The 23950-nt window shown below is 74.5% G+C and carries 29 protein-coding genes; 11 read left to right on the top strand and 18 right to left on the bottom strand.

The annotated features are described in order from the left end of the window. Positions 1 to 4 precede the first annotated feature (4 nt). Positions 5 to 1027 (top strand): helix-turn-helix transcriptional regulator, encoded by a 1023-nt coding sequence (locus SM577_RS04655; RefSeq protein ID WP_474586366.1) that lies wholly within the window; start codon positions 5 to 7, stop codon positions 1025 to 1027. Here SM577_RS04655 and SM577_RS04650 read toward each other — a convergent pair. After that, a complete protein-coding gene (locus tag SM577_RS04650; RefSeq protein ID WP_302920809.1) occupies positions 1018 to 1932 on the bottom strand; it encodes an SDR family oxidoreductase in 915 nt (304 codons plus the stop codon). The two genes, SM577_RS04655 and SM577_RS04650, sit on opposite strands and share 10 nt — an antisense overlap. 77 nt (positions 1933 to 2009) lie before the next feature. On the opposite strand from SM577_RS04650, the gene SM577_RS04645 reads away from it, so the two are divergent. Further along, complete coding sequence (locus tag SM577_RS04645; protein ID WP_302921019.1) at positions 2010 to 2708, top strand: nucleotidyltransferase domain-containing protein; 699 nt, start codon at positions 2010 to 2012, stop codon at positions 2706 to 2708. A 160-nt stretch (positions 2709 to 2868) separates the two neighbouring features. After that, positions 2869 to 3771, top strand: a complete 903-nt coding sequence (locus tag SM577_RS04640; protein WP_474586365.1) for a GNAT family N-acetyltransferase — start codon at positions 2869 to 2871, stop codon at positions 3769 to 3771. Between the two features lie 42 nt (positions 3772 to 3813). On the opposite strand, the gene SM577_RS04635 is transcribed toward SM577_RS04640, so the two are convergent. From SM577_RS04635 to SM577_RS04615, 5 genes are all read right to left on the bottom strand, one after another. Beyond that, the gene (locus SM577_RS04635; RefSeq protein ID WP_302920806.1) at positions 3814 to 4551 is read right to left on the bottom strand and encodes an alanyl-tRNA editing protein; all 738 of its coding nucleotides are present in this window, start codon (positions 4549 to 4551) and stop codon (positions 3814 to 3816) included. An 11-nt stretch (positions 4552 to 4562) separates the two neighbouring features. Beyond that, positions 4563 to 5450 carry an alpha/beta fold hydrolase gene (locus tag SM577_RS04630; protein WP_302920805.1) on the bottom strand — a complete coding sequence of 296 codons (888 nt, stop codon included), beginning with the start codon at positions 5448 to 5450 and terminating at the stop codon, positions 4563 to 4565. Next, positions 5447 to 5761: a DUF2516 family protein gene (locus SM577_RS04625; RefSeq protein WP_088996233.1), complete on the bottom strand. Its 315-nt coding sequence runs from the start codon at positions 5759 to 5761 to the stop codon at positions 5447 to 5449. Before SM577_RS04625 ends, SM577_RS04630 begins: the two co-directional genes overlap by 4 nt. A 71-nt stretch (positions 5762 to 5832) precedes the next feature. Then, on the bottom strand, positions 5833 to 6549 hold the full coding sequence (locus tag SM577_RS04620) for a hypothetical protein (RefSeq protein WP_474586364.1): 717 nt from the start codon (positions 6547 to 6549) through the stop codon (positions 5833 to 5835). Next, positions 6546 to 7157: a helix-turn-helix domain-containing protein gene (locus tag SM577_RS04615; protein ID WP_474586363.1), complete on the bottom strand. Its 612-nt coding sequence runs from the start codon at positions 7155 to 7157 to the stop codon at positions 6546 to 6548. Before SM577_RS04615 ends, SM577_RS04620 begins: the two co-directional genes overlap by 4 nt. Before the next feature lie 111 nt (positions 7158 to 7268). Between SM577_RS04615 and SM577_RS04610 the strand changes: the two genes are divergently transcribed. Beyond that, positions 7269 to 8066: an alpha/beta fold hydrolase gene (locus tag SM577_RS04610; RefSeq protein WP_474586362.1), complete on the top strand. Its 798-nt coding sequence runs from the start codon at positions 7269 to 7271 to the stop codon at positions 8064 to 8066. A 134-nt stretch (positions 8067 to 8200) separates the two neighbouring features. Here SM577_RS04610 and SM577_RS04605 read toward each other — a convergent pair whose 3' ends face one another. From SM577_RS04605 to SM577_RS04590, 4 genes are all read right to left on the bottom strand, one after another. Continuing rightward, positions 8201 to 9160: an asparaginase gene (locus SM577_RS04605; RefSeq protein WP_302920801.1), complete on the bottom strand. Its 960-nt coding sequence runs from the start codon at positions 9158 to 9160 to the stop codon at positions 8201 to 8203. A 94-nt stretch (positions 9161 to 9254) separates the two neighbouring features. After that, positions 9255 to 10097: a beta-keto acid cleavage family enzyme gene (locus SM577_RS04600; protein ID WP_474586361.1), complete on the bottom strand. Its 843-nt coding sequence runs from the start codon at positions 10095 to 10097 to the stop codon at positions 9255 to 9257. Between the two features lie 84 nt (positions 10098 to 10181). Further along, positions 10182 to 11303, bottom strand: a complete 1122-nt coding sequence (gene ygfZ, locus SM577_RS04595; RefSeq protein ID WP_474586360.1) for a CAF17-like 4Fe-4S cluster assembly/insertion protein YgfZ — start codon at positions 11301 to 11303, stop codon at positions 10182 to 10184. After that, on the bottom strand, positions 11300 to 11728 hold the full coding sequence (locus SM577_RS04590) for a Fur family transcriptional regulator (protein ID WP_302920798.1): 429 nt from the start codon (positions 11726 to 11728) through the stop codon (positions 11300 to 11302). Before SM577_RS04590 ends, ygfZ begins: the two co-directional genes overlap by 4 nt. Before the next feature lie 68 nt (positions 11729 to 11796). On the opposite strand from SM577_RS04590, the gene SM577_RS04585 reads away from it, so the two are divergent. Further along, positions 11797 to 12642: an aminotransferase class IV gene (locus tag SM577_RS04585; protein WP_474586359.1), complete on the top strand. Its 846-nt coding sequence runs from the start codon at positions 11797 to 11799 to the stop codon at positions 12640 to 12642. Positions 12643 to 12734: 92 nt separating this feature from the next. Here SM577_RS04585 and SM577_RS04580 read toward each other — a convergent pair whose 3' ends face one another. Beyond that, entirely contained in the window at positions 12735 to 13328 is a 594-nt protein-coding gene (locus SM577_RS04580) for a heme-binding beta-barrel domain-containing protein (protein WP_302920796.1), read from the bottom strand. Between the two features lie 114 nt (positions 13329 to 13442). Beyond that, entirely contained in the window at positions 13443 to 13547 is a 105-nt protein-coding gene (gene mtfM / locus SM577_RS04575; protein ID WP_043966460.1) for a small membrane protein MtfM, read from the bottom strand. A 23-nt stretch (positions 13548 to 13570) separates the two neighbouring features. Between mtfM and SM577_RS04570 the strand changes: the two genes are divergently transcribed. The 3 genes from SM577_RS04570 to SM577_RS04560 are packed head-to-tail and all read left to right on the top strand — an operon-like array spanning position 13571 to position 16426. Continuing rightward, entirely contained in the window at positions 13571 to 13933 is a 363-nt protein-coding gene (locus SM577_RS04570; RefSeq protein ID WP_109898117.1) for a DsrE family protein, read from the top strand. A gap of 58 nt (positions 13934 to 13991) precedes the next feature. Beyond that, a complete protein-coding gene (locus tag SM577_RS04565; protein ID WP_302920795.1) occupies positions 13992 to 14372 on the top strand; it encodes an SCP2 sterol-binding domain-containing protein in 381 nt (126 codons plus the stop codon). Beyond that, positions 14369 to 16426: an amylo-alpha-1,6-glucosidase gene (locus SM577_RS04560; RefSeq protein ID WP_474582340.1), complete on the top strand. Its 2058-nt coding sequence runs from the start codon at positions 14369 to 14371 to the stop codon at positions 16424 to 16426. The genes SM577_RS04565 and SM577_RS04560 overlap by 4 nt, the downstream gene beginning before the upstream one ends. Positions 16427 to 16436: 10 nt before the next feature. Here SM577_RS04560 and SM577_RS04555 read toward each other — a convergent pair whose 3' ends face one another. From SM577_RS04555 to SM577_RS04530, 6 genes are all read right to left on the bottom strand, one after another. After that, a complete protein-coding gene (locus SM577_RS04555) occupies positions 16437 to 17288 on the bottom strand; it encodes a hypothetical protein (RefSeq protein WP_302920793.1) in 852 nt (283 codons plus the stop codon). Between the two features lie 132 nt (positions 17289 to 17420). Then, positions 17421 to 17747: a DUF1416 domain-containing protein gene (locus SM577_RS04550; RefSeq protein WP_302920792.1), complete on the bottom strand. Its 327-nt coding sequence runs from the start codon at positions 17745 to 17747 to the stop codon at positions 17421 to 17423. A 1-nt stretch (position 17748) separates the two neighbouring features. Then, positions 17749 to 18597: a sulfurtransferase gene (locus tag SM577_RS04545; RefSeq protein WP_302920791.1), complete on the bottom strand. Its 849-nt coding sequence runs from the start codon at positions 18595 to 18597 to the stop codon at positions 17749 to 17751. A gap of 203 nt (positions 18598 to 18800) precedes the next feature. After that, positions 18801 to 18878 carry an Ms5788A family Cys-rich leader peptide gene (locus SM577_RS04540; RefSeq protein ID WP_311202345.1) on the bottom strand — a complete coding sequence of 26 codons (78 nt, stop codon included), beginning with the start codon at positions 18876 to 18878 and terminating at the stop codon, positions 18801 to 18803. Positions 18879 to 18996: 118 nt separating this feature from the next. After that, positions 18997 to 19782 (bottom strand): LmeA family phospholipid-binding protein, encoded by a 786-nt coding sequence (locus tag SM577_RS04535; protein ID WP_474582342.1) that lies wholly within the window; start codon positions 19780 to 19782, stop codon positions 18997 to 18999. 79 nt (positions 19783 to 19861) lie between these two features. After that, entirely contained in the window at positions 19862 to 20920 is a 1059-nt protein-coding gene (locus tag SM577_RS04530; RefSeq protein WP_302920789.1) for a hypothetical protein, read from the bottom strand. A 242-nt stretch (positions 20921 to 21162) separates the two neighbouring features. Between SM577_RS04530 and SM577_RS04525 the strand changes: the two genes are divergently transcribed. The 3 genes from SM577_RS04525 (at position 21163) to mshD (ending at position 23883) form a co-directional block, all read left to right on the top strand. Continuing rightward, positions 21163 to 21882, top strand: coding sequence for a winged helix-turn-helix transcriptional regulator (locus SM577_RS04525; protein WP_302920788.1), 720 nt, complete (start codon positions 21163 to 21165; stop codon positions 21880 to 21882). 158 nt (positions 21883 to 22040) lie between these two features. Beyond that, positions 22041 to 22895, top strand: a complete 855-nt coding sequence (locus SM577_RS04520) for a polysaccharide deacetylase family protein (protein WP_474586358.1) — start codon at positions 22041 to 22043, stop codon at positions 22893 to 22895. Between the two features lie 61 nt (positions 22896 to 22956). Then, a complete protein-coding gene (gene mshD / locus SM577_RS04515) occupies positions 22957 to 23883 on the top strand; it encodes a mycothiol synthase (protein ID WP_474586357.1) in 927 nt (308 codons plus the stop codon). The last annotated feature ends 67 nt before the right edge of the window (positions 23884 to 23950 follow it).

Below are 23950 nucleotides of genomic sequence, written 5' to 3'. Positions count from 1 at the left end.
AGGGGTGCGCGCATCCCGGTTGATCTCCCTGGTCCTGCTGCTCCAGGCGCGGGAGACGATGACCGCCGCGGAGCTGGCCCGGGAGCTGGAGGTCTCCGAACGGACTGTCTACCGGGACGTGCTCGCGCTCTCCGCCGCCGGCGTGCCGGTCTACGCCGACCGGGGCCGGGCCGGCGGCTACCGACTGCTCGGCGGCTACCGGACCCGGTTGACCGGGCTGACCCGGGACGAGGCGGAGGCGCTCTTCCTGGCCGGGCTGCCCGGCCCGGCCGGCGACATGGGGCTCGCCGACGCGGTCGCGGCCGCCGAGCTGAAGGTGCTGGCGGCACTCCCGCCGGCACTGCGGGACGCGCCGGCCCGCACCGGGCAGCGGTTCCACCTGGACGTGCCGGGCTGGTTCCGGGAGACCGGACCGCCGCCGTGGCTGAGCGAGCTGGCCGGGGCGGTCTGGCGGGACCGGGTGGTGGAGCTGCGCTACCGGCGCGGCGACCGGGAGGTCACCCGGGACCTGGCCCCGTACGGGCTGGTGCTCAAGAGCGGGACCTGGTACCTGGTCGGCCGGGTCGGCGACGGGTACCGGACGTACCGGGTGGACCGGGTCACCGGCGTCGAGGTGAGGGCGGAGACCTTCGCCCGGGACGAGGGGTTCGACCTGGCCGGGTACTGGCGGGAGCAGGCCGAGGCGTTCCTGCGGAGCATGCTGCGGGCCGAGGTCACCGTCCGGCTCAGCCCCGCCGGCCTGCGCCAGCTCCGGCACGCCGCCGACGCCCCCTTCGCGTACCAGCAGGCGCTGGCCGCCGCCGGGGAACCCGACGGGCAGGGCTGGGTGGTCACCCGGCTGCCCGTCGAGTCCCTTCCGGTGGCGTACAGCCAACTGCTCGGGCTGGGGCCGGAGGTCGAGGTGCTCGAACCGGCGGAACTGCGGGCCTGGCTGGCCGAGGCGGCGGCCCGCGCCGCCGCCCTCTACGCCACGCCGCCGCCCCGGCCCGGGGACGGGCGGCCCGCGGCGACCACCGGTCAGCGGTAGCCGGTGACGTCCGCCGGTTTGCCGGGGTCCTGCACCTCGACCAGGTACCGCCAGGCGTCCGGCCGGCTGCCGTCGAGGTCGGTGAAGCCGTACACCCGGGCCAGCTCGCCGCTGGAGGTGGACCTCCCGTTCCAGCGGGCCCGGTCCTCGTCGGCGGCCAGGGCCGCGACCGCGCGCCCGACGAACGCCGGCGACTCGGAGATGGCGAAGTGCGGCTGCTGGGCGAGCGCGTCCCGCCAGTTCTCCTCGGTCACCCCGAAGTGCTCCAGCATGGTCTCGGACCGCAGCCAGCCGGGGGTGAGCGCGACCGAGGTGCAGCCGTACGGCGCCAACTCGTGGGCCCAGCTCTCGGCGAGCCGGTTCACCGACACCTTGGCCAGGTCGTAGAAGACCGACAACCGGTAGTTCACGTCGTTGTACGCCTTGGTGCCGTCGCCGATCTCGACGACCAGGCCGCCGGGGCGGCGGATCAGCAGCGGCAGGGCGAAGTGGCTGGTGACGATGTGCGTGTCGATGGCCAGCCGGAGCGTCCGGAAGCCGGCGTCCAACGGCTGCTCCCAGACCGGCTTCTGCCAGGTGACCAGCGACTCGGCCCCCCAGATGTCGTTCACCAGCACGTCGAGGCGGCCCTGCTCGGCGTCGATCCGGGCGACCAGGTCGCGGACCTGCTCGGGCACCAGGTGGTCGACCACGACCGGGATGCCCTCGCCGCCGGCCGCGGTGACCAGCTCGGCGGTCTCCTCGATGGTCTCCGGGCGGTTCATCTCGGAGCGCCCGGCCCGGCTGCTGCGCCCGGTGGCGTAGACGGTGGCTCCGGCGGCGCCGAGCTGCACCGCGATCTGTCGCCCGGCGCCCCGGCTCGCCCCGGCGACCAGCGCGATCTTCCCTGTCAGCGGTTTCGTCATGGGCGGAGCGTGTCAGCAATACCTGACAGCCGAAGTCGGGTTTCGGCGGGCGGGTGTCGTCAGTCATGCTCGCCGGCATGCACCTGCTGCTCTCCGGCATCGTCGGCTCGGTCGCGTACGGCCTGGCCCGGCCCGGTTCGGATGTGGACCGGATCGGCGTGTTCGCGGCGCCCACGGTGGCCTTCCACGGCCTGCACCCGCCCCGCGAGTCGGTGGTCACCACCGACCCGGACGTCACCCTGCACGAGGCCGCCAAGTACGCCAGGCTGGCGCTGGGCGGCAACCCGACCGCCACCGAGCTGATGTGGCTGCCGGACGACTGCTACGAGACGCGGACGGAACACGGCGAGCGGCTGATCGGCATCCGCTCGGCCTTCCTCAGCGCGCCCCGGGTCCGCGACGCCTACCTGGGCTACGCCGGCCGGCAGTTCCGCAAGCTGGAGTCGCGCGGCGACGGCAGCTTCTCGTCCGACACCCGCCGCCGGACCGCGAAGCACGCCCGGCACCTGGCCCGGCTGGTGCACCAGGGTCGGCTGCTCTACGCCACCGGGGTGCTGGAGATCCGGCTCACCGACCCGGAGTGGTTCCGGGCGTTCGGCGAGCGGGTGGCCGGCGGCGAGCTGGACGAGGCGCGGACGTTGCTGGCCGAGGCCGAGCGGGACTTCGCCCGCATCCGCACCCCGCTGCCGGAGCGGCCGGACGAGGCCGCGGTCGAGCGCTGGCTGCTCGACGTCCGCGCCGCCCACCTGCCACCGGAGCCGGGCGGTGCCGGATAAACCCGTTGGCCGGCGACACGGGTGCGCTGCTACCGTCCCGGGGCGCCCTCGTCGAGGGGAAGGGAGGTGAGCACCGTGTCCACGACATCGCTGTGCTCCCGCCCGGTCACGAGGGCGCCGCGGTTCTGAGGCCGGGAGCACGTCAACCCGGAAGGACCCCATGACCGACCTGGTCATCCGCCCGCTCACCGCGGGCGAGGAAGCACTGTTCGACTCCCTGCCGCACACCACGCTGGTCGGGCGCGCCGCGTTCGGCGAGAACTACACCGACATGGCCGCCGACGGCCAGTACCGTCCCGAGTGGAGCTGGATCGCCCTGCGCGACGGCGCCGTGGTGGCCCGGGCCGCCTGGTGGGGCGGGCCGGACGACGAATCGCCACTGGCGCTCGACTGGTTCGACTTCACCGACCGCGCGGCGGCGGTCGAGCTGCTGCGCACCGCCCCGCTGCGGGCCGAGTACTCGCTCTCCCTGCCGCCCGGCTGGCGCGACGACCCGGCCGTCCGGGCGGAGGCGCAGGCCCGGATGGACGCGGCGGTCGCCGCCGGCATGTCCCCGTTGGTCGAGCGGTACCGGTACCGCTGGACACCGGAGTGCGGGCTGCCCGCCCGGCCGGGCCGGCTGGAGTTCCGCCCGGAACCCGACGACGACGTGATCCTCGACGTGCTGCGCCGGGTGGGCGAGGGAAGCCTGGACGCGCACACCCGGCACACCGCCGCCGAGCACGGGCCGGACGCGGCGGCACGGGAGGAGCTCGACCTGCTGCGCTGGCTGCCGAGCCCGCGCGACTGGTGGCGGCTGGCCTGGACGCCCGCGGGCGAGATGGTGGGCATCACCGTGCCGGCACGCAACCACAGCGACCCGATCGTCGGCTTCGTCGGCGTGCTGCCCGGACAGCGCGGCCACGGGTACGCGTACGACCTGCTGGTCGAGACCACCCACCTGCTGGTCGAGGCGGGGGCGGACCGGATCGTGGCGGCCACCGACCAGACCCACCACCCGATGGCGGCCGCCTTCGCCCGGGCCGGCTACCCGATCGAGCGGGAACGCATCGACCTGGTGTGAGGTCGCGGCTCCCGGCGCCGGTCCGGCGCCGGGAGCCACCGCTCAGTCCGCCAGGCGTACCCGGACCCGGCGGTTGGCCCGGCCCTTGCTCTCCACCTTGACCACCTGGACCTTGCCGATCTGCGCCGTCGAGGCGACGTGCGTGCCGCCGTCGGCCTGCACGTCCAGGCCGACGATGTCGACGATCCGGACCTCCTGCTCGTCCGGCGGGATCAGGTTCGACTGGGTCCGGATGATGTCCGGCAGAGCGAGCGCCTCGGCCCGGGGCAGCACCCGGACGGCCACCGCCCGGTCGGCGGCCACCTCGGCGTTGACCAGGTCCTCGATCCGGCTCTTGAAGTCCGGCGGCACCTCGGGGAGGTTGAAGTCCATCCGGGCCTCGCCCGGTTCCATGTTGCCGCCGGTGACCAGCGCGCCGAAGTCGCGGAACACCACCCCGCAGAGCACGTGCAGCCCCGAGTGGGTACGCATCAGCCGGGTGCGGCGCTCGTCGGCGACCGCACCGGTCACCGTGCTGCCGGCCGGCGGCAGCGGGTCACCCTCGGCCGGGATCAGCCAGAGGTCGTCGCCCTTGCGGGTGCCGACGATCCGGGTCTGCACCCCCTGCCAGAGCAGTACGCCGTGGTCCGGCGGCTGGCCGCCGCCGCCCGGGTAGAAGGCCGACCGGTCGAGCACGATGCCCTGCTCCGGTTCGGCGTGCAGCACCGTGCACTGCCACTCGCGCAGGGTCGGGTCGGCGAGGTCCAGCCGGTGCGTACGTCCGTGGTGTGTGACGCCCATGACAGGGCAGGTTACTCGTTGAGGAAGGTGGAGATCCGCGATCGCAGGTCGGCGCGTTCGGTCCAGAGCACGCCGGGCCGGTCGTACACGTGCAGGGTGGCCGCCGGCAGCGCGGCCGCGAGCTGCTCGGCCACCTCAACCGGGTGCAGGTCGTCGCCGGCGCACCCGATCACCAGGGCGGGCGCGGTCACGGCGGCCAGCACCCCGGCGTCGCGCAGCGGCACCTGCTCGGGCAGGCTGGCCAGCCCCGGCGCGAGCCCGTCCCGCAGCAGTTGGTCCAGTCGCTGGCGCAGGTAGGCCCAGCCGGCCGGGGTGTTGCGCACGCCAGGGGGCAGCTCCACCGAGACCACCTCGGCGACCGCCGAGGCGTCGCCGCTCTCCACCGCGTCGAGCAGCGCGGTCAGCCGGGCCTGGGCGATCTCGCCGCGCGGCCGGTCGAGCACCGCCGGCAGGAAGAACACCAGCCGGTCGAAGCGCTCCGGGCTCTCGGCGAGCAGCCGGCAGAGCGCGCCGGCGCCGAGGCTCGCGCCGAAGGCCCGGGTGGCCCCGCCGAGGTCGGCCACGGCCCGCAGGTCGCGGGCCAGGTCGAGGTAGCTCCACGGACCGGGCGGCGCGTCGGAGCGGCCGTGCCCGCGGAACTGGAAGAAGAGCTTGCGGCCGGTGACGCCGCTGCCGAACGGCCGGGTGGTGGCGATGCCGTTACCCAGCCCGTGGGCGAACACCGTGACCGGGTCACCGGCCCCGGTGACCAGCCGCTCCAGCCGTACGTCGTGCGGCGTGGCGACCAGCTCGGTCTCCGGTTCCGGCAGGGCCGGCCGCCCGGTACGCGGGCCGCCCGGCCCGGGACCCCAGGTGCGCGGCCCACCGTCGGGCGGCGGTGGCCAGCGGAAACCCCTCACCAGAACCCTTTGCCGTCGCTCAGGTCGCGCAGCCCGACCCGGACGTCGAGCAGGTAGATCAGCGCGGCCGCGATGCCGATCAGTCCGAAGAGGCTGATCGGGCCGAACCCGAGCAGGGTCAGCACCAGGCAGACCGCCAGGATGGCGATCCAGCCGCCCTTGGGCAGCGTGCCGATGGCGGGGAAGGCGTCGGATCGCTGGGTGATGGCGTGCACCAGCGCGACGCCCTGGATGATCAGCGCGAAGACGAGCAGGATCAGCTCGATCACGTAGCGGACTTCGAAGGCGAAGAGCGGCGCGGCGTTGGCCATGACGGCAAGCTTATGCCGGCGACCCCGGAAACGTCCGACAAGGACGCCTCCGGGGTCGCCGGCTCAGCGGGTCACTCGGCGGCCGGGCGGGTCCGCTTCGTGGTCCGGGGCAGCTTCGCCGACGGGGTGGCGGCCGGCTGCACCGCCTTGGCGGTGGTCTTGCGGGCCCGGGTGGCCTTCTTCGCGGCGGCCGGCTTGGCCTCGACGACCTCGGCCACCTCGGCCGGGGTGGGCACCTCGGCGGCCGGCTCGGCCGGCTTCGGGGCGGCGGCGGGCGCGGTGGCCTCGGTCGCCTCGATGTCGGCGTTCACCGTGTCGGCGGCCTCCAGCACGCCGGCACCGACCACCCGCTCACCCCGGGCGACCAGCGCGCCGTACGCGGCGAGCGCCCGCTCCTGGGCGGCCTGGGCACCGGCCACCACCACGGCGGCGTTGCGGGTGGCCACCTCGCGGAGCCGGTCCAGGTCGGCCACCTCGCGCAGCTTGTTCAGGTCGGCGACCTCGCGGAGCTTGTTCAGGTCGGCCGCCTCGCGCAGCTTGGTCAGGTCGGCCGGGGCCTTCTCGCGCAGGCTGCCGGCGGTCTGGTTCGCGGTGCGCAGCGTCTCGTTGGCCTTCTGGCGCAGCTCGAAGCCGGTGACGACGGCCTTGCCACCGAGGTCGGCGACGACCTTGGTGCCGAGGTCGCTGACCACCGCGGGGAGCTTGCGCAGCTGCTGGATGGCCAGCTCGCCGGCGCCGGCGGCGGCGTAGATCGGGGCCGGGATGCGGTTGGTCTTCGGCTGGGTCATGACTTCTCCTCTTCGGCCGCCTCGGCGGCCTTCTTCGCGGGGGTCGGTGCGGGAGCGGTGCCGGCCTCGGTGACGGCGACCGACTCGAGCACGGCCTCGGTCGGCGTGCCCGCTTCGGTGGTGGGACCGGTGACGGTCGGGTTGACCAGGGCGGGCGCCTCCTCGGCGGACCCGGCTGCGGACGGCCGAGCCGCTTCGGCGGGTTCCGCCGCCGGGGTGCGCTCGCCGGTCTCGGCGGCGGTGGCCGCGGCGGTGGCCTCGGCGAGCCGCGCGTTCTCCCGGCGGAACGTCTCGTAGATCTGGCTGAGCGACTGCTTCTGCGCCATGGTCAGGTCGGGGTCGACGGCGATGGCCGCGAGCACCCCCTGACCCTCCTTGTCGTCGAGCAGCCCGGCCCGCAGGTACATCGCCGGGGTGGAGACCCGCAGCGCGCTGGCCAGTTGCTGGAGCACCTCGGCGCTGGGCTTGCGCAGCCCGCGCTCGATCTGGCTGAGGTACGGGTTGCTGACCCCCGCCTGCTCGGCGAGCTGCCGCAGCGAGATCTTCGCGTTGCGGCGCAGGTCGCGAATGAACCCGCCGACGTCGGGAAGGTCCTTGGGTGTGGCCATACCCCGACGCTAACCCGCCCTGCTAACTCCTGCAAGCAAAGTGCTAGCCAGAGTTAGCAAGGTCTCAGCAAGCGGGTTGCGTCCCAGGCGTCCCGTGCGTACCTTCCTCCGGTGACCAAGATCGAGGTGAACGGTGCGCAGCTCGCGTACGACGAGGTGGGCAGCGGAACACCGGTGGTGCTGCTGCACGCCGGAATCGCCGACCGGCGGATGTGGCGCGAGCAGGTCGGCGTGCTGGCCGCACGGCACCGGGTGATCGCGCTCGACCTGCGCGGCTACGGCGACTCCGAGCTGCCCCCCGCCTCGTTCGCCCACCACGACGACGTGGTCGGGTTGCTGGACGCGCTCGGCGTGGCGCGGGCCGCCCTGGTCGGCTGCTCCTTCGGCGGGGCGGTGGCGGTCGACACCGCGCTGGCCCACCCCGAGCGGGTCACCGCGCTCGCCCTGCTCGGCAGCGCGATCTCCGGCCACGAATGGTCCGAGCAGGCCAACGAGCTCTGGGACCAGCTGGTGGGCGAGGTCGACCAGGAGGACTTCGCGGCCAGTGCCGCCGCCGAGGTGCGGTTCTGGGTGGTCGGCCCCGGCCGCCGCCCGGAGGACGTGGACCCGGAGCTGCTCGCCTTCGCCTGGGAGATGGACCAGCGGGCCCTCGCCGCCGAGCAGGCGCTCAGCGCGGTGGACGTGGCCGAGCTGGACCCGCCGGCGATCGGCCGCCTCGGCGAGCTGCGGATGCCCGTCCTGGTGACCGCCGGCGCGGCCGACGTGCCGGACATCAGCCGGCTCGCCGACCGGATCGCCGCCGAGGCGCCCGACGCGGTACGCCTGCCCGACGTGCCCGACGCCGCCCACCTGCTCCCGCTGGAGCGCCCGGAGCCGGTCAACGCCGCCCTGCTCGACTTCCTGCGCTGAGCCGCCCGCCGGTCACCGGACCGGACGAGCCGACGCCGCCCCGGCCACCGGACCCGGCGGGGTAGCGCCGACCGCCCCCGCGCCAACCACTACCGGCCGCGGCGGGGGTCACCACGCCGGGCGGCCGGCGCCCGTCACCAGACCGGGCGGATCGCGCCGACCGGGACGCCGCCGCCGAACAGCGGCAGTTCGGCGTACTCGGTGAGCACCGGCGCGTCCACGCCGAGCCGGCGCAGCGCGGAAACCAGCACCGGCATCCGGGCCCGACCCGCGCCGTCGTCGATCTTGAGGGCGACCGCCCCGACGCCGGGCAGCGCCGCCGCGATCACGCCTTCGGCGCCCACCTTGGCCAGCAGGCCGGGGACACCGCGCATCAGCCGGGTGTCGTCCGCCTCGGTGCCGCCGACCAGTTCCGGGTGGGCGCGCATCGCGTCGGCCACCGCCCGGGGCACCGAGCCCGGCTCCGCCGAGACCAGCCGCAGGTACGCCCCGGCCAGCCCGGTCAGCGAGACGGCGAGCACCGGGGCGCCGCAGCCGTCCACCCCGACCGCCGCCGCCGGCTCGCCGGTGAACTCCTCGATCGCGTCCCGCAGCCGCTGCTGCAACGGGTGCTCCGGGCGCCAGTAGCCGTCCCGCGCCCAACCGGCGGCGCCGCAGGTCAGCAGCATCCCGCTGTGCTTGCCGGAGCAGTTCATCTGGATCCGGCGGGGCCCGCCGCCGGCGCGCAGCACGGCGGCCCGGGCCGCCTCGCCGACCGGCAGGTCCGGCGGGCAGTGCAGCGCCGACTCGTCCAGACCGGCCCGGGCGAGCAGCGCGGCGACCCGGGCCAGGTGGAACTCCTCACCGGCGTGGCTCGCCGACACCAGCGCCAGGTCGGCCGGATCGGTCACCGGCAGGCCGGCGCGGAGCATCCCGACCGCCTGCATGGGCTTGTTCGCCGAGCGGGGGAAGACCGGCGAGGTCACGTCCCCGGTACCGGCCACCGTCGCCCCGGTCGCGTCGAGCACCACCACCGAGCCGCGGTGCACGCCCTCCACGAAACCGGACCGGACCACCTCGGCGAGCGGCGCACCGCCCTCGTACGTCTTTCCCACACCGTGGACGGTACCGACGGTCGGGCGACCGCGGGCGGCGGGGTGACCAGGACGTCCGCGCCCGCGCGTACAGGAGCGTCGGCCGGCCCGCCGCTTACCGGCCGGCGGCCGGCACGCCGAGCAGCTCGCGGGCCTGTGCGGTGGTCAGCGGCGGACGCTGGGCGAGCTGGGCGAAGCCGACCGCCCGGGCGACGAGCTGCATGTTGGACTCCACCGGGCTGCCCTTGGCGTAGGTGACGGTGTCCTCCATACCGACCCGCAGGTGCCCGCCGGTGGACAGCGACGCCAGCAGCACCGGGATGCTGGTGCGGCCGATGCCGGTGGCCGAGAAGGTGGTGCCCTCGGGCAGGTCGCGCAGGGCCTGGCGGCAGGCGACCAGCGCCTCGGTGGTGCCCGGCATGCCGCCCGGCACGCCCATCACGAAGTCGACGTGCACGTGCCCGCCGGCCGGCAGACCGTACTTGCCGAGCAGGCGTTGCAGGGCGGCCAGGTGGCCGAGGTCGAAGATCTCGTACTCCGGCACGATGCCCCGCTCCTGCATCCGGGTGTGCAGGTCGACGATGAACTCCCAGCGGTTGAGGAAGACGTCGTCGCCGAAGTTGACAGTGCCCATGGTGCAGGAGGCCATGTCGGGGCCGGCGTCGAGGACCGCGAGCCGGTCGGCCTCCGGGTCGGTCACCGCGCCGCCCGAGGAGAGCTGCACCACCAGGTCGGTGCTCTCCCGCAGCGCCGCCACCGTCTCCCGGAGCCGGCCCTGGTCGAGGGTGGGCTTCGCCTCGTCGTCGCGGATGTGGACGTGGATCACGGCGGCGCCGAGCGCCTCGCACTCCTTGGCGGTCAGCAGCAGCTCGTCGAGGGTCACCGGCAGCGCCGGCACCTCCGCCTTCGCCGACTCCGCACCGGTGGGGGCAACCGTGATCAACGTCCCTGTCGTCATGCCGGGATCCTAGACCCCGGCTCCGAGCCCAGTCGACCGGAGCATTTCCGGCCCTGACGTCGCCAACGGGAGATCTTTTCGTGCTCAGCCGGCCGGGACCGGATCGATCGCGGCGGCGGTCTCGCCGATCAGCAGCCGCGCGTCGTCCGGGACGTTCCGCTTGAGCACGGCGAGAGCCACCTGGCCCAACTCGTGGTGGTGCACAGCGGTGCCGACGAAGCCCACCGTCCGGCCGTCCAGGCTCACCGGCGTGCCGGCGGCCGGCGGCTGGTCGGTGGTCACCCCGTCCAGGTGCAGCAGGACCAGCCGGCGCGGCGGACGGCCCAGGTTGTGCACCCGGGCCACCGTCTCCTGGCCCCGGTAGCAGCCCTTCTCCAGGTGTACGGCCGGGCCGATCAGGTCCACCTCGGCCGGGATGGTGCGGTGGTCGGTGTCCACCCCCACCCGGGCCCGCCGCGCGGCCACCCGGATCGCCTCGTACGCCCACAGGCCGGCGACCGGCACCCCGGCCCCGCGCAGCTCCGCGACCACCTGCTCCATCGCGGCCCGGGGCACCAGCAGGTCCACCCCGAGCGGGCCCCGCCGGGCCCACCCGCCGGCCGGCAGCGGGCGGACGTCGTACAGCGCGGTGGGACGGGGCGGCAGCGTGCCGGAGCGGAACTTCGGGCCCGGCACCGCGACCACGTCGGGCTCGGCCAGCCCGGTCACGCCGAGCGTGGCCACGGCGTCCGGGGCCGCCGGCCCGACCAGCGAGAGCAGCGCGTGATCGGCGGTCACGTCGCGCGGCTCGACCCGGCTGAAGAACCGCATCTTCTCCAGGTACGACAGCAGCCCCTCGGTGGCCCCCGGCTCGGTGTCCAGCCAGGTGGTCTCGCCGTCCTCGGTCACCATGGCGTGCTGCTCGACGTGCCCGTGCGGGGAGAGCACCAGCAACTCGGTGCCCTGGTAGGCGGTCAGCTGCGCCAGGTGCTGGGTGGTGAGGGTGTGCAGCCAGCCGATCCGCTCCTCGCCCGGCACCGCGACGATCCCCCGGTGCGAGCGGTCGACCAGACCGACCGCGGTGTCCAGCGTCCGCTGCTCCCGCATCGGGTCGCCGTAGTGCGCGGCCACCCCCCGGACGCCCGCCGCGGCGTGCGCCGGCTCCGGCTGGTCCCGGCTGGCCTCGTCGATGCTCTCGACGGCCACCGCTCCCGCGATGTCGATCATTCCTGGTCCCCGTTCTGGCAGCGCCCGCAGACGCCGAAGAGTGACACGTGCCCGATGTCCACCCGGAACCCGCGCTGGCTCGCCAACTGGTCGGCCAGCGGGCGCAGCAGCTCGGGATCGATCTCGTCGATCCCGCCGCACTCCCGGCAGACCAGGTGGACGTGCTGGTCCTCGCCGGCCGCGTGGTACGTCGGCGAGCCGTGCGAGAGGTGGGTGTGGGTCACCAGGCCGAGCCGTTCCAACAGCTCGAGCGTGCGGTAGATGGTGGTGATGTTGACCCCGGCCGCCACCTCCCGGACCGCGTTGTGCACCTGCTCCGGGGTGGCGTGCCCGAGGTCCAGCACCGCCTGGAGGACGAGCTGCCGCTGCGCCGTCAGCCGCAGGCCACGGGCGCGGAGCAGTTCCGCGAGGGAGGATTCGGACACCGTTCGATCATAGTTCGGTAACCGCGCCGTCCCCCGTGCCGGCGGGCACGCGGTTACGCTCGGCGGTCATGGCGTCGAGGATCGCGGTGCTCGGGCGGGGGCTCGTTCCGACCGGGGAGCCGGTGCTGCGCGGCGACGACCTGGGCGTGCTGCGCGGTGACGGGCTCTTCGAGACGATGCACCTGCGGGCCGGCCGGCCGTGGCTGCGCGACGAGCACCTGGCCCGGATGGCCCGTGCGGCGGCGGCCGTGGAGCTGGCCCTGCCGCCGGCCGAGGCCCTGGTCGACCTGCTGGACGCCGTCTGCGCCGGCTGGCCCGCCGAGGTGGAGGGCGCGCTGCGGCTGGTCTGCACCCGGGGCCCGGAGGACGGCGGGCCGCCGACCGTCTACGCCACGCTGGCCGAGGTGCCGGCCGCCGCCCGGGCCGCCCGGCGGGACGGGATCACCGTGGCGACGTTGCCGCTCGGCGTGCCGGCGGTGGCCCGGACCGGCCTGGACTGGCTGCCCGCCGGGATCAAGTCGACGTCGTACGCGGTGAGCACGGCGGCCCGCCGCTGGGCGCGGCGGGCCGGCGTGGACGACGTGCTCTGGGTCTCCAGCGACGGGTACGCCCTGGAGGGGCCCACCGCCAACGTGGTCTGGCTGGCCGGCGACACGCTCTGCACGGTGCCCGCCGCCGACACCGGCATCCTGCCCGGCACCACGGCCGCCTGGCTGCTCGCGCACGCCCACGAGCTGGGCCTGAAGGCGGCGGAGCGCCTGGTCACCCCGGCGGAGCTGGCCGCCGCCGACGGCGTCTGGTTCACCTCGTCGGTCCGCGGCCTGACCCACCTGCGCACCCTCGACGGCACCCCGCTGCCCGCCTGCCACCTGACCCCCACCCTCCACACCCTCCTGACCTTCCCCCTCCCCTGACGGGGCGGACCCTGTTGATCATGAAGTTGTCGCCGCGACACGCCGAGGCGGGTCACCACAACGTCATGATCACCGGGGTGGGGTGGGGTGGGTCAGCCGGCTATGCGGAGGAGGCGGGCGGAGAGGTGGGGGGAGAGGCCGTGGCCGAGGGCGGCCATCTCCTGGGCGTAGAGCAGGGCGCCCTCGACGATGCCGAAGAGCCGGTGCCCGCCGGTGACCTCCTTGGCGGTGGCGGTACGCACCACGGCGTCGGTGGCGAACTCGACCTGGGTGCCGGTACGCCGGCCCAGGTAGAGCTCCATCACGCCGGTGGGCGTCGTCATCAGCGCCTCCAGCTCGTCGGTGGCCCGGTCGTCCTTGAGGACCGGACGCCACCAGCCGACCTCCCGGCCGGCCGGGCGGACCGGCCGGCTCTGCTCGTCGAGGATCCACGCCCGGGACTCGTAGAACAGGAACGGCCGGCCGTCGTGGCTGATCCGGATCTCCTGGGCGAAGTCGAAGTCCTCGATGGTGGGGAAGCCGCCCCGGCCCCGGCCCCGCCACACCCCGATGTACGGCAGCAGGCCGTCCAGCGTGGGGTGCAGCTTCGGACCGACCCGCAGGTCGTGGCTCTCCTCGTACGGGTAGGGGTCGACCGGCGGCGCGTTCAGCCACGGCGGCGGCTGCAGCGGGTTCTCGTCGCTCACCGGATCACCTTCGTTCGCGACTGCGGGGCTCGCAGACCCGGCTCACTCCTCGCGCTCACCGGGCCACCTTCGTTCGCGACTGCGGGGCTCGCAGACCCGGCTCACTCCTCGCGCTCACCAACGTCCTCTCGATATGCGTACCGCGACGTAGACCAGGCCACCGGCGAGCGCGCCGAGGCCGGCGACCAACAGGCTGACGAACCCGATCTCGGTGACCATCCCGACCATCCTATGCTGGCGCCATGGCCCGCACTCTCGTCGTCAAGGCCACCGCCGGCGCGGACGCGCCGGAACGGTGTGCCCAGGCCTTCACGGTCGCCGCCACCGCGGCCGCCGCCGGGGTGGACGTGTCGCTCTGGCTCACCGGCGAGTCGACCTGGTTCGCGCTGCCCGGGCGGGCCCAGGAGTTCGAACTGCCGCACTCCGCGCCGCTGGCCGAACTGCTGCACGTGATCCTCACCACCGGCACGGTCACCGCGTGCACCCAGTGCGCCGCCCGGCGGGACATCGGCCCCGGCGACGTGCTGCCGGGCGTACGGATCGCGGGCGCGGCGGTCTTCGTCGAGGAGGCGATGGCCGAGGGGGCGCAGGCGCTGGTCTACTGACCCGCGAGCCCGACCCGATACCGGCCCGACAACTCGGACTAATGCCTACGATTCGGTTGTGGGCCAGGCCATCGAGCGGTTCTTCGAATCACTGCCGGCACGCGCGCCGGAGATCCTCCGCGGCCTGATCAGCGGCACCCTCCAGATCGAACTCACCAACGGCGACGGGACCGACCACTGGCTGGTGCGGATGCGGCCCGGCGCGATCGAGGTGAGCCGGCAGCGGGGTCCGGCCGACGCCATCTGGTACAGCAGCGAGGAACTCTTCGAGCGGCTGGTCACCGGCCGCGCGCAGGGGGTGGCGGCGGTGCTGCGCAACGAGAGCACGTTCAGCGGGAACGTGGTCCTCTTCCTGGCCTTCCGGCGGTTCTTCCCCACCCCGCCCGGCACCCGGGACCCCCGTGAGGTCGCCCGCGAACAGGCCGGACGGCTTCGGTGAGGGCGCTGGTCAGCATCCTGGACGGCAACACCTTCCTGGTCAGCGACCGTCGGGGCGACATCGAGCCCTCCCTCGACTACCCCACCGGGCTCTTCTCCTTCGACACCCGGTTCCTCTCCACCTGGCGGCTCACCCTCGACGGCGAGCGGCTGCACGCGCTCTCCGTCGACGACACCGAGTCCTACCGCACCCGGTTCTTCCTGGTCCCCGGCGAGCCGACCCACTACCTCGACGCGAAGGTCTCGGTGATCCGCAGTCGGGCGATCGGCAGCGGCCTGGAGGAGGAGCTGACCGTCATCAACCACGCCGGCCGGGAGATGGAGTTCACCATCCGGGTCGACATGGGCGCCGACTTCGCGGACCTCTTCGAGATCAAGAACGTGCGGCAGAAGCACGGCCGGATCACCGCCACGGTGAGCGAGAACGAGTTGCGGTTGACCTACCGCCGGGAGGCCTTCCACCGGGAGACGGTGATCCTCACCAGCGCGCCGGGACGGCTCGACGTGTCGGGCATGACCTTCCAGGTCCGGATCGGCCCGCACGACGAGTGGACCACCCGGCTGTACGTGAACACCGTCGTCTACGGGGCGCGGGGCGAGGACATCCGGTCCAACCTGCCGCTGTACCGCGGCAACCGGGGCGCCGCCGCGATCGAGACCGAGCAGAACGAGCTGATCAGCCAGGCGCCCAAGCTCGGCTGCGACTGCGAGCCGCTGGCCGGCGCGTACCGGCGCAGCCTGAACGACGTCGCGGCGCTGCGCTACGAGTCGATCGCGCTCGGCGTGCGGCTGCTGGCGGCCGGGCTGCCCTGGTTTATGACCCTGTTCGGCCGGGACAGCATCATCACCTCGCTCCAGCTGCTGCCCTACCTGCCGGAGCTGATCCCGCCGACCGCGCTGATCCTGGCCGGCCTCCAGGGGCACCGGTTGGACGACTTCCGGGACGAGGAGCCCGGCAAGATCCTGCACGAGCTGCGCTACGGCGAGATGGCCGGCTTCGAGGAGCAGCCGCACTCGCCGTACTACGGCAGCGCCGACTCGACGCCGCTCTTCGTGATCCTGCTCGACGAGTACGAGCGGTGGACCGGCGACGTGAAGCTGGTGAAGCAGCTGGAGGCGGCGGCCCGCGCCGCGCTGGAGTGGATCGACACGTACGGGGACCTGCTCGGCACCGGCTACATCTGGTACCGGACCCGCAACCCGGAGACCGGCCTGCAGAACCAGTGCTGGAAGGACTCCTGGGACGCCATCTCCTACCGCGACGGCCGGTTGCCGGGCTTCCCCCGGGCCACCTGCGAGCTACAGGGGTACGCCTACGACGCCAAGATGCGCGGCGCCCGGCTGGCCCGCGCCGTCTGGGGCGACCCGGAGTACGCCGACCGGCTGGAGCGCGAGGCGGCCGCGCTCAAGCAGCGCTTCAACCGGGACTTCTGGATCCCGGAGAAGGAGTACTACGCGCTCGCCCTGGACGCCGAGGGCCGGCACGTGGACGCGCTCAGCTCCAACATCGGACACCTGCTGTGGAGCGGCATCGTCGACGAGTCGCGGGCCGGCCGGATCGCCGAGCACCTGCTCGGGCCGCGGCTGTTCTCCGGTTGGGGCGTCCGTACCCTCGCCGACGACCAGGGTCTCTACAACCCGATCGGGTACCACGTCGGCACCGTCTGGCCGTTCGACAACTCGATCATCGCCTGGGGGCTGTGGCGGTACGGGTTCCGCGAGGAGGCCGGGCGGATCTGCGAGTCGATGCTCGCCGCCTCCCGGTACTTCGGCGGGCGGCTGCCGGAGGCCTTCGCCGGCTACGAGCGCCAACTCACCGAGTATCCGGTGGAGTACCCGACCGCGTGCAGCCCGCAGGCCTGGTCCACCGGGACCCCGCTGCTGCTGCTGCGGGTCATGCTCGGGCTGGAGCCGCAGGGCGAGCACCTGATCATCGACCCGGCCCTGCCCGAGGGGATGGGTCGGGTCGAGCTGCTCGACATCCCCGGCCGGTGGGGGCGGGTGGACGCGCTCGGCCGCAGCCGCACGCCGCACGACGGCAGCCACGACCGCTGAGGCCGGGCGGTCAGCGGGGGCAGGCGGTGGTGGCGGAGACGGGGCTGTCGCCGGCGGCCCGGTCGACCAGCACCGCGACGTCGCCGCGGCGGTAGGCGTACACCTCGGGGGTGTCGGCGACCGGGGTGGCGAACCGGGCGAGGGCGGCGGCCGGGGACAGCGGCGGCGCCCCGCCGGCGACCCGCGCGGTACGGGCGACACCGCCACCGGGGCAGGGCGCGGCCAGCACCTCCGGGTCCGGTCCGGCCGGCCGGCCGAGGGCGGCCAGCGCCTCGGCGAGGACGGACAGCTCGGCTCCGGCGGCACCGGGCGGCGGGGTCGCGTAGCCGCTGCCCACCGGACGGCAGCCGGTGTCGGCGGTCAGCCGGACCCGGCCGTCGGTCCCGGCGCGACCCTCGACGGTGACGAACTCGCCCGCGTCGGCGCGCAGCCGCGGCCCGTCCGGGGTCGCCCGCACGCCGGCCCCCCAGCCCGCCGGCAGCCGGTCGGCGACCCGCTCCAGCAGCGCCCGCTCCTCGCCGGCGGGCACCACGACGTCGACCCCGCGCGCCAGCGTGGCGCCGTCGGCGAACGGGGTGACCCGGCAGCCCCGCTCGACGCGCGCCGGGGTCAGCGCCAGCACCGCGTCGCCGGCCGCCGCGACCAGTTCGCCGACCGCGCGGTCGACCACCGGGCCGGCCTGGTCCAGGGAGCGCTGCTCGCGGACGGTCGGCGGGTCGTCGCGTACGGACACCCAGGTGAGTGCCGCCAGCAGCACCGCCCAGACCACCGCCACGACGAGCAACCAGCGCCCCCGTCGGGGGGCGGCCGGCTGGTCGGGACCGGTCGGTGGGGCGTACCCCGGCTGGACGACACCGCTCACCCGCTCATGGTGTCACGCGCGGGCAGCGGGCCCGCCGCCGCGTCACCGCTGCCCGGTACACCCTCGCGAGACGACTCGTGGCCCGCCTCCCCGGGTGGGGACGACGGGCCACGGGGCCGATCAGAGCGTGGGTCAGGCCAGGGCCACCGTCACGGCGACCTCGTTGACGCCCCGGCCGGCGGTCACCGTGGTGTCGCCGTTGCCGAACCGGGACAGCGCCCGCAGGGTCCAGTCGCCCGGGGCGGCGAAGAACCGGAACTGCCCGGCGGCGGAGGTCACCACCTCGGCGGTGAACTCGCCGGTCGAGTCGAGCAGCCGGACGTACGCGCCCGGCACCACCTCACCGGACTCGGCCGTGACCTGGCCGGTGATGACTGTCTCCTTCTCCAGGTCGAGGCTGGCGGGCAGCGGGGCGGCCTGGTCGGGAGCGGCGCAGCCGGCAGCGGTCGGTGCGGTCATCTCAGGCCTCCCCGGGCTCGTCGCCGAGCGCGACCGGCACGCCGACCAGCGAGCCGTACTCGGTCCAGGATCCGTCGTAGTTCTTCACGTTGCGGTGGCCGAGCAGTTCCTGGAGCACGAACCAGGTGTGCGAGGAACGCTCGCCGATCCGGCAGTAGGCGATGGTCTCCTTGTTGTCGTCCAGCCCGGCGTCGGCGTAGATCTTGCGCAGCTCGTCGTCGGACTTGAAGGTGCCGTCCTCGTTGGCCGCCTTGGACCACGGCACGCTGAGCGCGGTCGGGATGTGCCCGGCCCGCTGCGCCTGCTCCTGCGGCAGGTGGGCGGGGGCGAGCAGCCGGCCGGCGTACTCGTCGGGGCTGCGCACGTCGACCAGGTTCTTGGTGCCGATGGCGGCCACCACCTCGTCGCGGAAGGCCCGGATGGAGGTGTCCGGCTCCTGCGCCACGTACCGCGTCGCGGGACGGGTCACCGGGTCCTTGACCAGCGGCCGGGCGTCCAGCTCCCACTTCTTGCGGCCGCCGTCGAGCAGCTTGACGTCGCGGTGGCCGTAGAGCTTGAAGTACCAGTACGCGTAGGCGGCGAACCAGTTGTTGTTGCCGCCGTAGAGGACGACGGTGTCGTCGTTGCCGATGCCCCGCTCGGAGAGCAGCGCCTCGAACTGGTCCTTGTTCACGAAGTCCCGGCGCACCGGGTCCTGCAGGTCGGTCTTCCAGTCCAGCTTGATCGCGCCGGCGAGGTGGCCGGTGTCGTAGGCCGAGGTGTCCTCGTCGACCTCGACGAAGACGACGCCCGGGGCGTCGAGGTTCTTCTCGGCCCACTCGGCCGAGACGAGTGCGGTGTCGCGACTCATCAGATCACTCCCTGGTGAGGATGGATGGTGAGCCAGCGCGCGGAGATCGATGATTGTCAGTGTCGCACCACGCGCGGGACCCATGGACGGAACGGATCACGGGTTCGTGCGACGGCGCCGCTGCCGGGCGATGGTGGGATCACCGGAGGGTACGCGGACCCTGCGTGCCGATGGCCGCTAGGCGGCCGAGGACAGCCCCGCCGTCAGATGACGGGGCGACACAGGCAGGTGGCCACGCGGCACAGGTCGACCGCGCGCCGTTTGGTGAGGAGCGTCCCCATGGCCAGGGAGCCTACCAGCCGGACCGGGAGTCGCCACCGGGCCGACCAGCATCCGGGACGCCGGCACGACCGACGGTACGGCCGGGCCGGCCGGCCGTCCCGCTGGCTGACCGGTCGCTCAGCCGGCCGAGTTGATCGGCACGTCGCGGGCGTCCGCGGTCACCGCCAGCCCTTCCGGCAGCGGCCGGACCTCGCGCACCGTGAGCTGGAACGGCAGGTCGGGCAGGGGTACGTCGACCGAGATGCCCTTGGCGTAGTTGCTCAACAGGGTGCGGGCCAGCGGGACGTTCGGCAGCCCCTCGGCGTCCAGGTCGTTGAAGCGCAGCGCCACCTGGCCCTCCTTGCCGACGGTGATGTCGGCGGTGCCGGTGACGGTCAGCCGCTGGCCGAGGATGTCCACCGGCGCGGTGACGGCGAGCCGGCCGTTCTGCTCGGCCAGTCGCAGCCCCGGCCGGTCGAGCAGCTTGGCCAGGCTGTCGTAGCTGATGGTGCCGGTGCCGTTGACCGTCTCGGCCACCACCTCGCCCTGCCCGGAACGGATGGTGTCCAGCGAGGCGCGCACGTCGCGGGCGTCCACGTCGAGCCGCGGCACGCTGACCGCGTCCCCCTGCACCGAGCCCTGCACGTCACGCAGCACGATGGAGATGCGCTCGTAGCGGCCGTCGAGGACCTGGGTGAGGAAGGGGAAGCCGCCCACCTCGACCTCGGGCGGGGCGGACTGCGCGTCCTGCTTGGCGACCTCCTGCCGCACCTGGTCGGCGATCGCGCGCTCGGCCACCCCGGCCGCCACCCGGTCGGCGACGACCAGCAGGCCGGCCAGGACCAGCAGCAGGACCACGAGGGTGATCAGCACCTTGCGACCCCGACGCCGGGGCCGCTCCTCGTACGGGTAGTCCTGCGCCACGCCGCCTCCTGTCTCCGCGCCACCGGCCCGCGCCGTGGCGGTCCGTTCGTACCCGAAAGGGGAAAAGCTCAATCTCCGGTCACAGCACCAGCTTGCACATCGCGTACGCGGCGGGCGCGGCCAGCGCGAAGCCGCCGAGCGGGCCCTGCATGTGCCGGGCGATCCACATCGTCGGCGGCTCGCCGGCCATCAGCCGGCCCGCCTCGGCGTAGCCCACCGCGAGGTCGGCCAGCACCGCGGCGACCGCCGCCACCAGCCCGATGATCGCGGCCCGGGTCGGCGTGAACGGGGTGACCAGGTAGCTGCCGAGCAGGGCGCTGACCAGCGTGCCGACCATCGCGCCGGCGACCACGCCGGCGGCCCCGCGGGGCACCTGGGGGGCCAGCCGCGGCCAGGGCGCCACCGCGTCGGTCAGCCGGGCGACGGTGAGCGCCACCCCGCTCGCGGTCAGGCAGACGGTGATCGCCTGGGTGCCGGCGGGGATCCGGCTGAGCACGATCAGGGTGCCGAAGGCCACCACGCCGACCACGATCAGCAGCGTGCCGCCGAGCGAGTCGGTCACCCGCACCCGGTCGACCCGCCGGACCAACTGGCCGAGCACGCCGAGGACGAAGCCGCCGACCGCGACGAAGCCCAGCGGCGCCAGCCCGGCGACGTCCGTCTGCACCGCGGCGGTGTCCGCGGCGACCGCGGTCGCCACGCTGACCCCGGCGACCAGCAGCACCGCGGGCGGCCGCATGGCCATCGTCCAGGCCAGCACGTAGAGCATCTGGACGCCGAGGATGATGAACGCGAACGGCAGCCGGTGCCCCGGACCGGAGGTCTGCGCGCCGAGCACCAGACCCACCCCGAGCAGCGCGGCGAACCCGGCGACGGCGACCGCGAGCGACCGGCGTACCTCGACCGGCGGCACGGCCTCCTCGTCCGGCTCGGCGCCCGGCTCGTCGTCCGGGCGGCGGGCCGGCTCACCGCCGCGGCGGGCCCGGCGCGGCCCGCTGCGCTCCCGGCGGTCGTCCTGGTCGACGGCCGGGCCACCACGAGGGGCCGGCGGCTGGCCCCGGGACGGGCCGGCCGGCTGCGGACGGGGGCCGTCGGGCCACTGATCGCGGCCGGTCTCGGGCGAACTGGAGGGAAACACGCCCCGATCGTGCCAGACCGGCCGGCAACCCGGGGAGCACGGTTTCCGCGACGTTAAAACCTGAGTCGCGATCAGGGGCAAGGCGGGCAAACAGGAAAGCGCACGGAGGCGCGGCCGGGGCGATCGGTTACGCTCAAGCCGATACCCGCCCGTCAGCGACGCCGGGACCCACGCCTAGTTCTCAGCGCCACATCCGTGCGGAGTGCCGCTGGTCACGCGCGGCGCCCGCCGCCGGGACGGAGGTGATCGTGGAGATCCTGCTGCTGGTGACCGCGCGAGCGAGCGAGCCGTCCGCTGTGCTGCCGGCGCTCGACCTGCTGCCCCACTCGGTCCGTACCGCGCCGCGCGACGTCCGCACCCTGGTCGCCGGCCCCAGCCCGGACGCGGTGCTGGTGGACGCCCGCTCGGAGCTGAGCGAGGCCCGGGCCACCTGCCGGATGCTGCACGCCACCGGGCTCGGGGTGCCGCTGGTCGCGGTGGTCACCGAGGCCGGGCTGATCGCGCTCAACGCCGACTGGGGCGTCGACGACGTCATCCTCGCCTCGGCCGGGCCGGCCGAGGTGGAGGCCCGGCTGCGGCTGGCCGTCGGCCGGCTGAGCAACGCGATCTCCGGGGCCGGCGGCTCGATCCGGGCCGGCGAGCTGACCATCGACCCGGACACCTACGCGGCGAAGCTGAAGGGCCGCCCGCTCGACCTCACCTACAAGGAGTTCGAGCTGCTGAAGTTCCTGGCCCAGCACCCGGGCCGGGTGTTCACCCGGGACCAGTTGCTGCGCGAGGTCTGGGGCTACGACTACTTCGGCGGCACCCGTACCGTCGACGTGCACGTCCGGCGGTTGCGGGCCAAGCTCGGCTCGGAGTACGAGTCGATGATCGGCACCGTCCGCCAGGTCGGCTACAAGTTCGTGGTGCCGCCCGCGCGGTCGCTGCCGGACGCGGAGCCCGCGCCGCTGCCGGTCTGAGCCGGAGGACCAACCTCTCCGGGGGACAGTTTCCGTTATGCCCCTTTTGAGCATCGCGACGCACATATCCTGACTGCCGGGTTTGCCGGTAATGAGGGGGCGGCGGTGCGTGCAGGGACCACGGGGGCGGGGACGGGTCGACCGGGGCGGGGCCACTGATGCCGGAGACGTCCGCCCTGCGCGCCGCCGGCATCGTCGCGCTGGTGGTGACCGCCCTGCTCGGCACCGCGTACGCCCTGGGCCGGAGCCTGATCCCGGACCGGCCCGACCCGGGCGGCTCCGGCGTGGTCACCAGCGCCACCGGCCCGCACTACGGTGAGCAGCCGTCGCCCGCCACCGACCACCCGGACGGCCCGGACACGACCGGCCAGGACCGGACCAGCCACTCCCCCGAGCCGACCGAGACCGACGGGCCGTTCGGCACCCGCACCACGACCGGCAGTTCCCGGGTCACCCTGACCTTCGACGACGGCCCGGACCCGCGGTACACCCCACAGGTGCTCGACGCGCTGCGGGAGTTCGGCGTGCGGGCCACCTTCTGCGTGGTCGGCGAGAACGCGCTGGCCCACCCGGAGCTGATCCGGGCGATCCTGGCCGAGGGCCACACCCTCTGCAACCACAGCTGGGACCACGACGTCACCCTCGGTTCCCGGTCCCAAGAGCGGATCCGGGCCGACCTGATCCGCACCAGCGACGCGATCCGGGCGGCGGCGCCGGACGCGCCGATCGCCTACTACCGCCAGCCGGGCGGCGCGTGGACCTGGCCGGTGGTGTCGACGGCCCGCAAGCTCGGCATGACGCCGCTGCACTGGACCGTGGACCCGGCGGACTGGCAGGCGCCGGGCGCCGGGCCGATCGCCGCGACGGTGGTCGGCCAGGTCGGGCCGGGCTCCGTGGTGCTGCTGCACGACGCCGGCGGCGACCGGCAGGGGACGGTGGACGCGCTGTACCGGATGCTGCCGGAGCTGACCAGCCGGTTCCAGCTGGAGGCGCTGCCCGCCGAGCCGACGTGACCGGGCACTCCGCTGTGGACGGTGCGGACCGGCGCCGGCGACCGCGGGCTACGGTGGCGGGATGAGCAGCGCCGAACCGACGACCGCCCGGGTGACCCGGACCGACCGACTCTCCCCGGAGGAGATCGCCGACGTGCTCGCGTTGGCCCGCCGGGCCGGCGACACGGACGGCGCGGACCCGCTCGACGAACACGTGCTGCTCCGGCTGCGCGACCCGCAGGCCCCGGCCGTGCACCTGGTCGCCCGAGGCGACGACGGGTCGCTCACCGGCTACGCCCACCTGGACACCACCGACGCCGCGAGCGGCATCGGGGTGGAACTGGTGGTGCACCCGGCGCACCGGCGGCGGGGCACCGGGCGGGCGCTCGCCCGGGCCGTGCAGGCGGCGGCCACCGGCCCGCTGCGTGCCTGGGCGCACGGCGACCACCCGTCGGCCGCCGCGCTCGCCGTCGACCTCGGCTTCCGCCGGGCCCGGGTGCTCTGGCAACTGCGCCGGCCGCTGACCGCCCCGCTGGACGAGCCGCGGCTGCCGGACGGGGTGGCGCTGCGCGCGTTCCGGCCGGGCGCGGACGACGCGGCCTGGCTCGACCTGAACGCCCGGGCCTTCGCCGAGCACCCGGAGCAGGGCCGCTGGACCCCGGACGACCTGCGGGTACGGCTCGCCGAGCCGTGGTTCGACCCGGCCGGCTTCCTGCTCGCCGAGGAGTCGGCGACCGGCCGGCTGGTCGGCTTCCACTGGACCAAGGTGCACGAGCGCCCCGGCTCGGCCCGGATCGGCGAGGTCTACGTACTCGGGGTGGACCCGTCCGCGCACCGCGGCGGGCTCGGCCGGGCGCTGACCTCGGCGGGGCTGGCGTACCTGCGCGACCGGCGCGGGCTGGACCGGGTGATGCTCTACGTGGACGACTCGAACACCGCCGCCGTCGCGCTCTACCAGCGGCTCGGCTTCGCGCACTGGTCGGCCCACGTCAACTACCACCTGGGCTGAGCCCGGGCCGGACCGGGCCTCGCCGCCGGGCTGTTCCCGCCCGGCGGCCCGGACGTCCGCGCCTCCG

Source organism: Micromonospora desertarenae (assembly GCF_056150265.1).
The sequence above is the reverse complement of the archived record's forward strand: the minus strand, read 5'-3'. Positions and strand labels throughout refer to the sequence as shown.

What these genes read in the sequence shown, in the direction of transcription:
- SM577_RS04615 (WP_474586363.1), bottom strand. Translation starts at nt 7,157, where the DNA reads ATGGCCACACCCAAGGACCTTCCCGACGTCGGCGGGTTCATTCGCGAC.
- SM577_RS04570 (WP_109898117.1), top strand. Translation starts at nt 13,571, where the DNA reads ATGGCCCGCACTCTCGTCGTCAAGGCCACCGCCGGCGCGGACGCGCCG.
- SM577_RS04545 (WP_302920791.1), bottom strand. Translation starts at nt 18,597, where the DNA reads ATGAGTCGCGACACCGCACTCGTCTCGGCCGAGTGGGCCGAGAAGAAC.
- SM577_RS04650 (WP_302920809.1), bottom strand. Translation starts at nt 1,932, where the DNA reads ATGACGAAACCGCTGACAGGGAAGATCGCGCTGGTCGCCGGGGCGAGC.
- SM577_RS04625 (WP_088996233.1), bottom strand. Translation starts at nt 5,761, where the DNA reads ATGGCCAACGCCGCGCCGCTCTTCGCCTTCGAAGTCCGCTACGTGATC.
- mtfM (WP_043966460.1), bottom strand. Translation starts at nt 13,547, where the DNA reads ATGGTCACCGAGATCGGGTTCGTCAGCCTGTTGGTCGCCGGCCTCGGC.
- SM577_RS04585 (WP_474586359.1), top strand. Translation starts at nt 11,797, where the DNA reads ATGGCGTCGAGGATCGCGGTGCTCGGGCGGGGGCTCGTTCCGACCGGG.
- SM577_RS04635 (WP_302920806.1), bottom strand. Translation starts at nt 4,551, where the DNA reads ATGGGCGTCACACACCACGGACGTACGCACCGGCTGGACCTCGCCGAC.
- SM577_RS04645 (WP_302921019.1), top strand. Translation starts at nt 2,010, where the DNA reads ATGCACCTGCTGCTCTCCGGCATCGTCGGCTCGGTCGCGTACGGCCTG.
- ygfZ (WP_474586360.1), bottom strand. Translation starts at nt 11,303, where the DNA reads ATGATCGACATCGCGGGAGCGGTGGCCGTCGAGAGCATCGACGAGGCC.
- SM577_RS04540 (WP_311202345.1), bottom strand. Translation starts at nt 18,878, where the DNA reads ATGGGGACGCTCCTCACCAAACGGCGCGCGGTCGACCTGTGCCGCGTG.
- SM577_RS04520 (WP_474586358.1), top strand. Translation starts at nt 22,041, where the DNA reads ATGCCGGAGACGTCCGCCCTGCGCGCCGCCGGCATCGTCGCGCTGGTG.
- SM577_RS04550 (WP_302920792.1), bottom strand. Translation starts at nt 17,747, where the DNA reads ATGACCGCACCGACCGCTGCCGGCTGCGCCGCTCCCGACCAGGCCGCC.
- SM577_RS04620 (WP_474586364.1), bottom strand. Translation starts at nt 6,549, where the DNA reads ATGACCCAGCCGAAGACCAACCGCATCCCGGCCCCGATCTACGCCGCC.
- SM577_RS04600 (WP_474586361.1), bottom strand. Translation starts at nt 10,097, where the DNA reads ATGACGACAGGGACGTTGATCACGGTTGCCCCCACCGGTGCGGAGTCG.
- mshD (WP_474586357.1), top strand. Translation starts at nt 22,957, where the DNA reads ATGAGCAGCGCCGAACCGACGACCGCCCGGGTGACCCGGACCGACCGA.
- SM577_RS04640 (WP_474586365.1), top strand. Translation starts at nt 2,869, where the DNA reads ATGACCGACCTGGTCATCCGCCCGCTCACCGCGGGCGAGGAAGCACTG.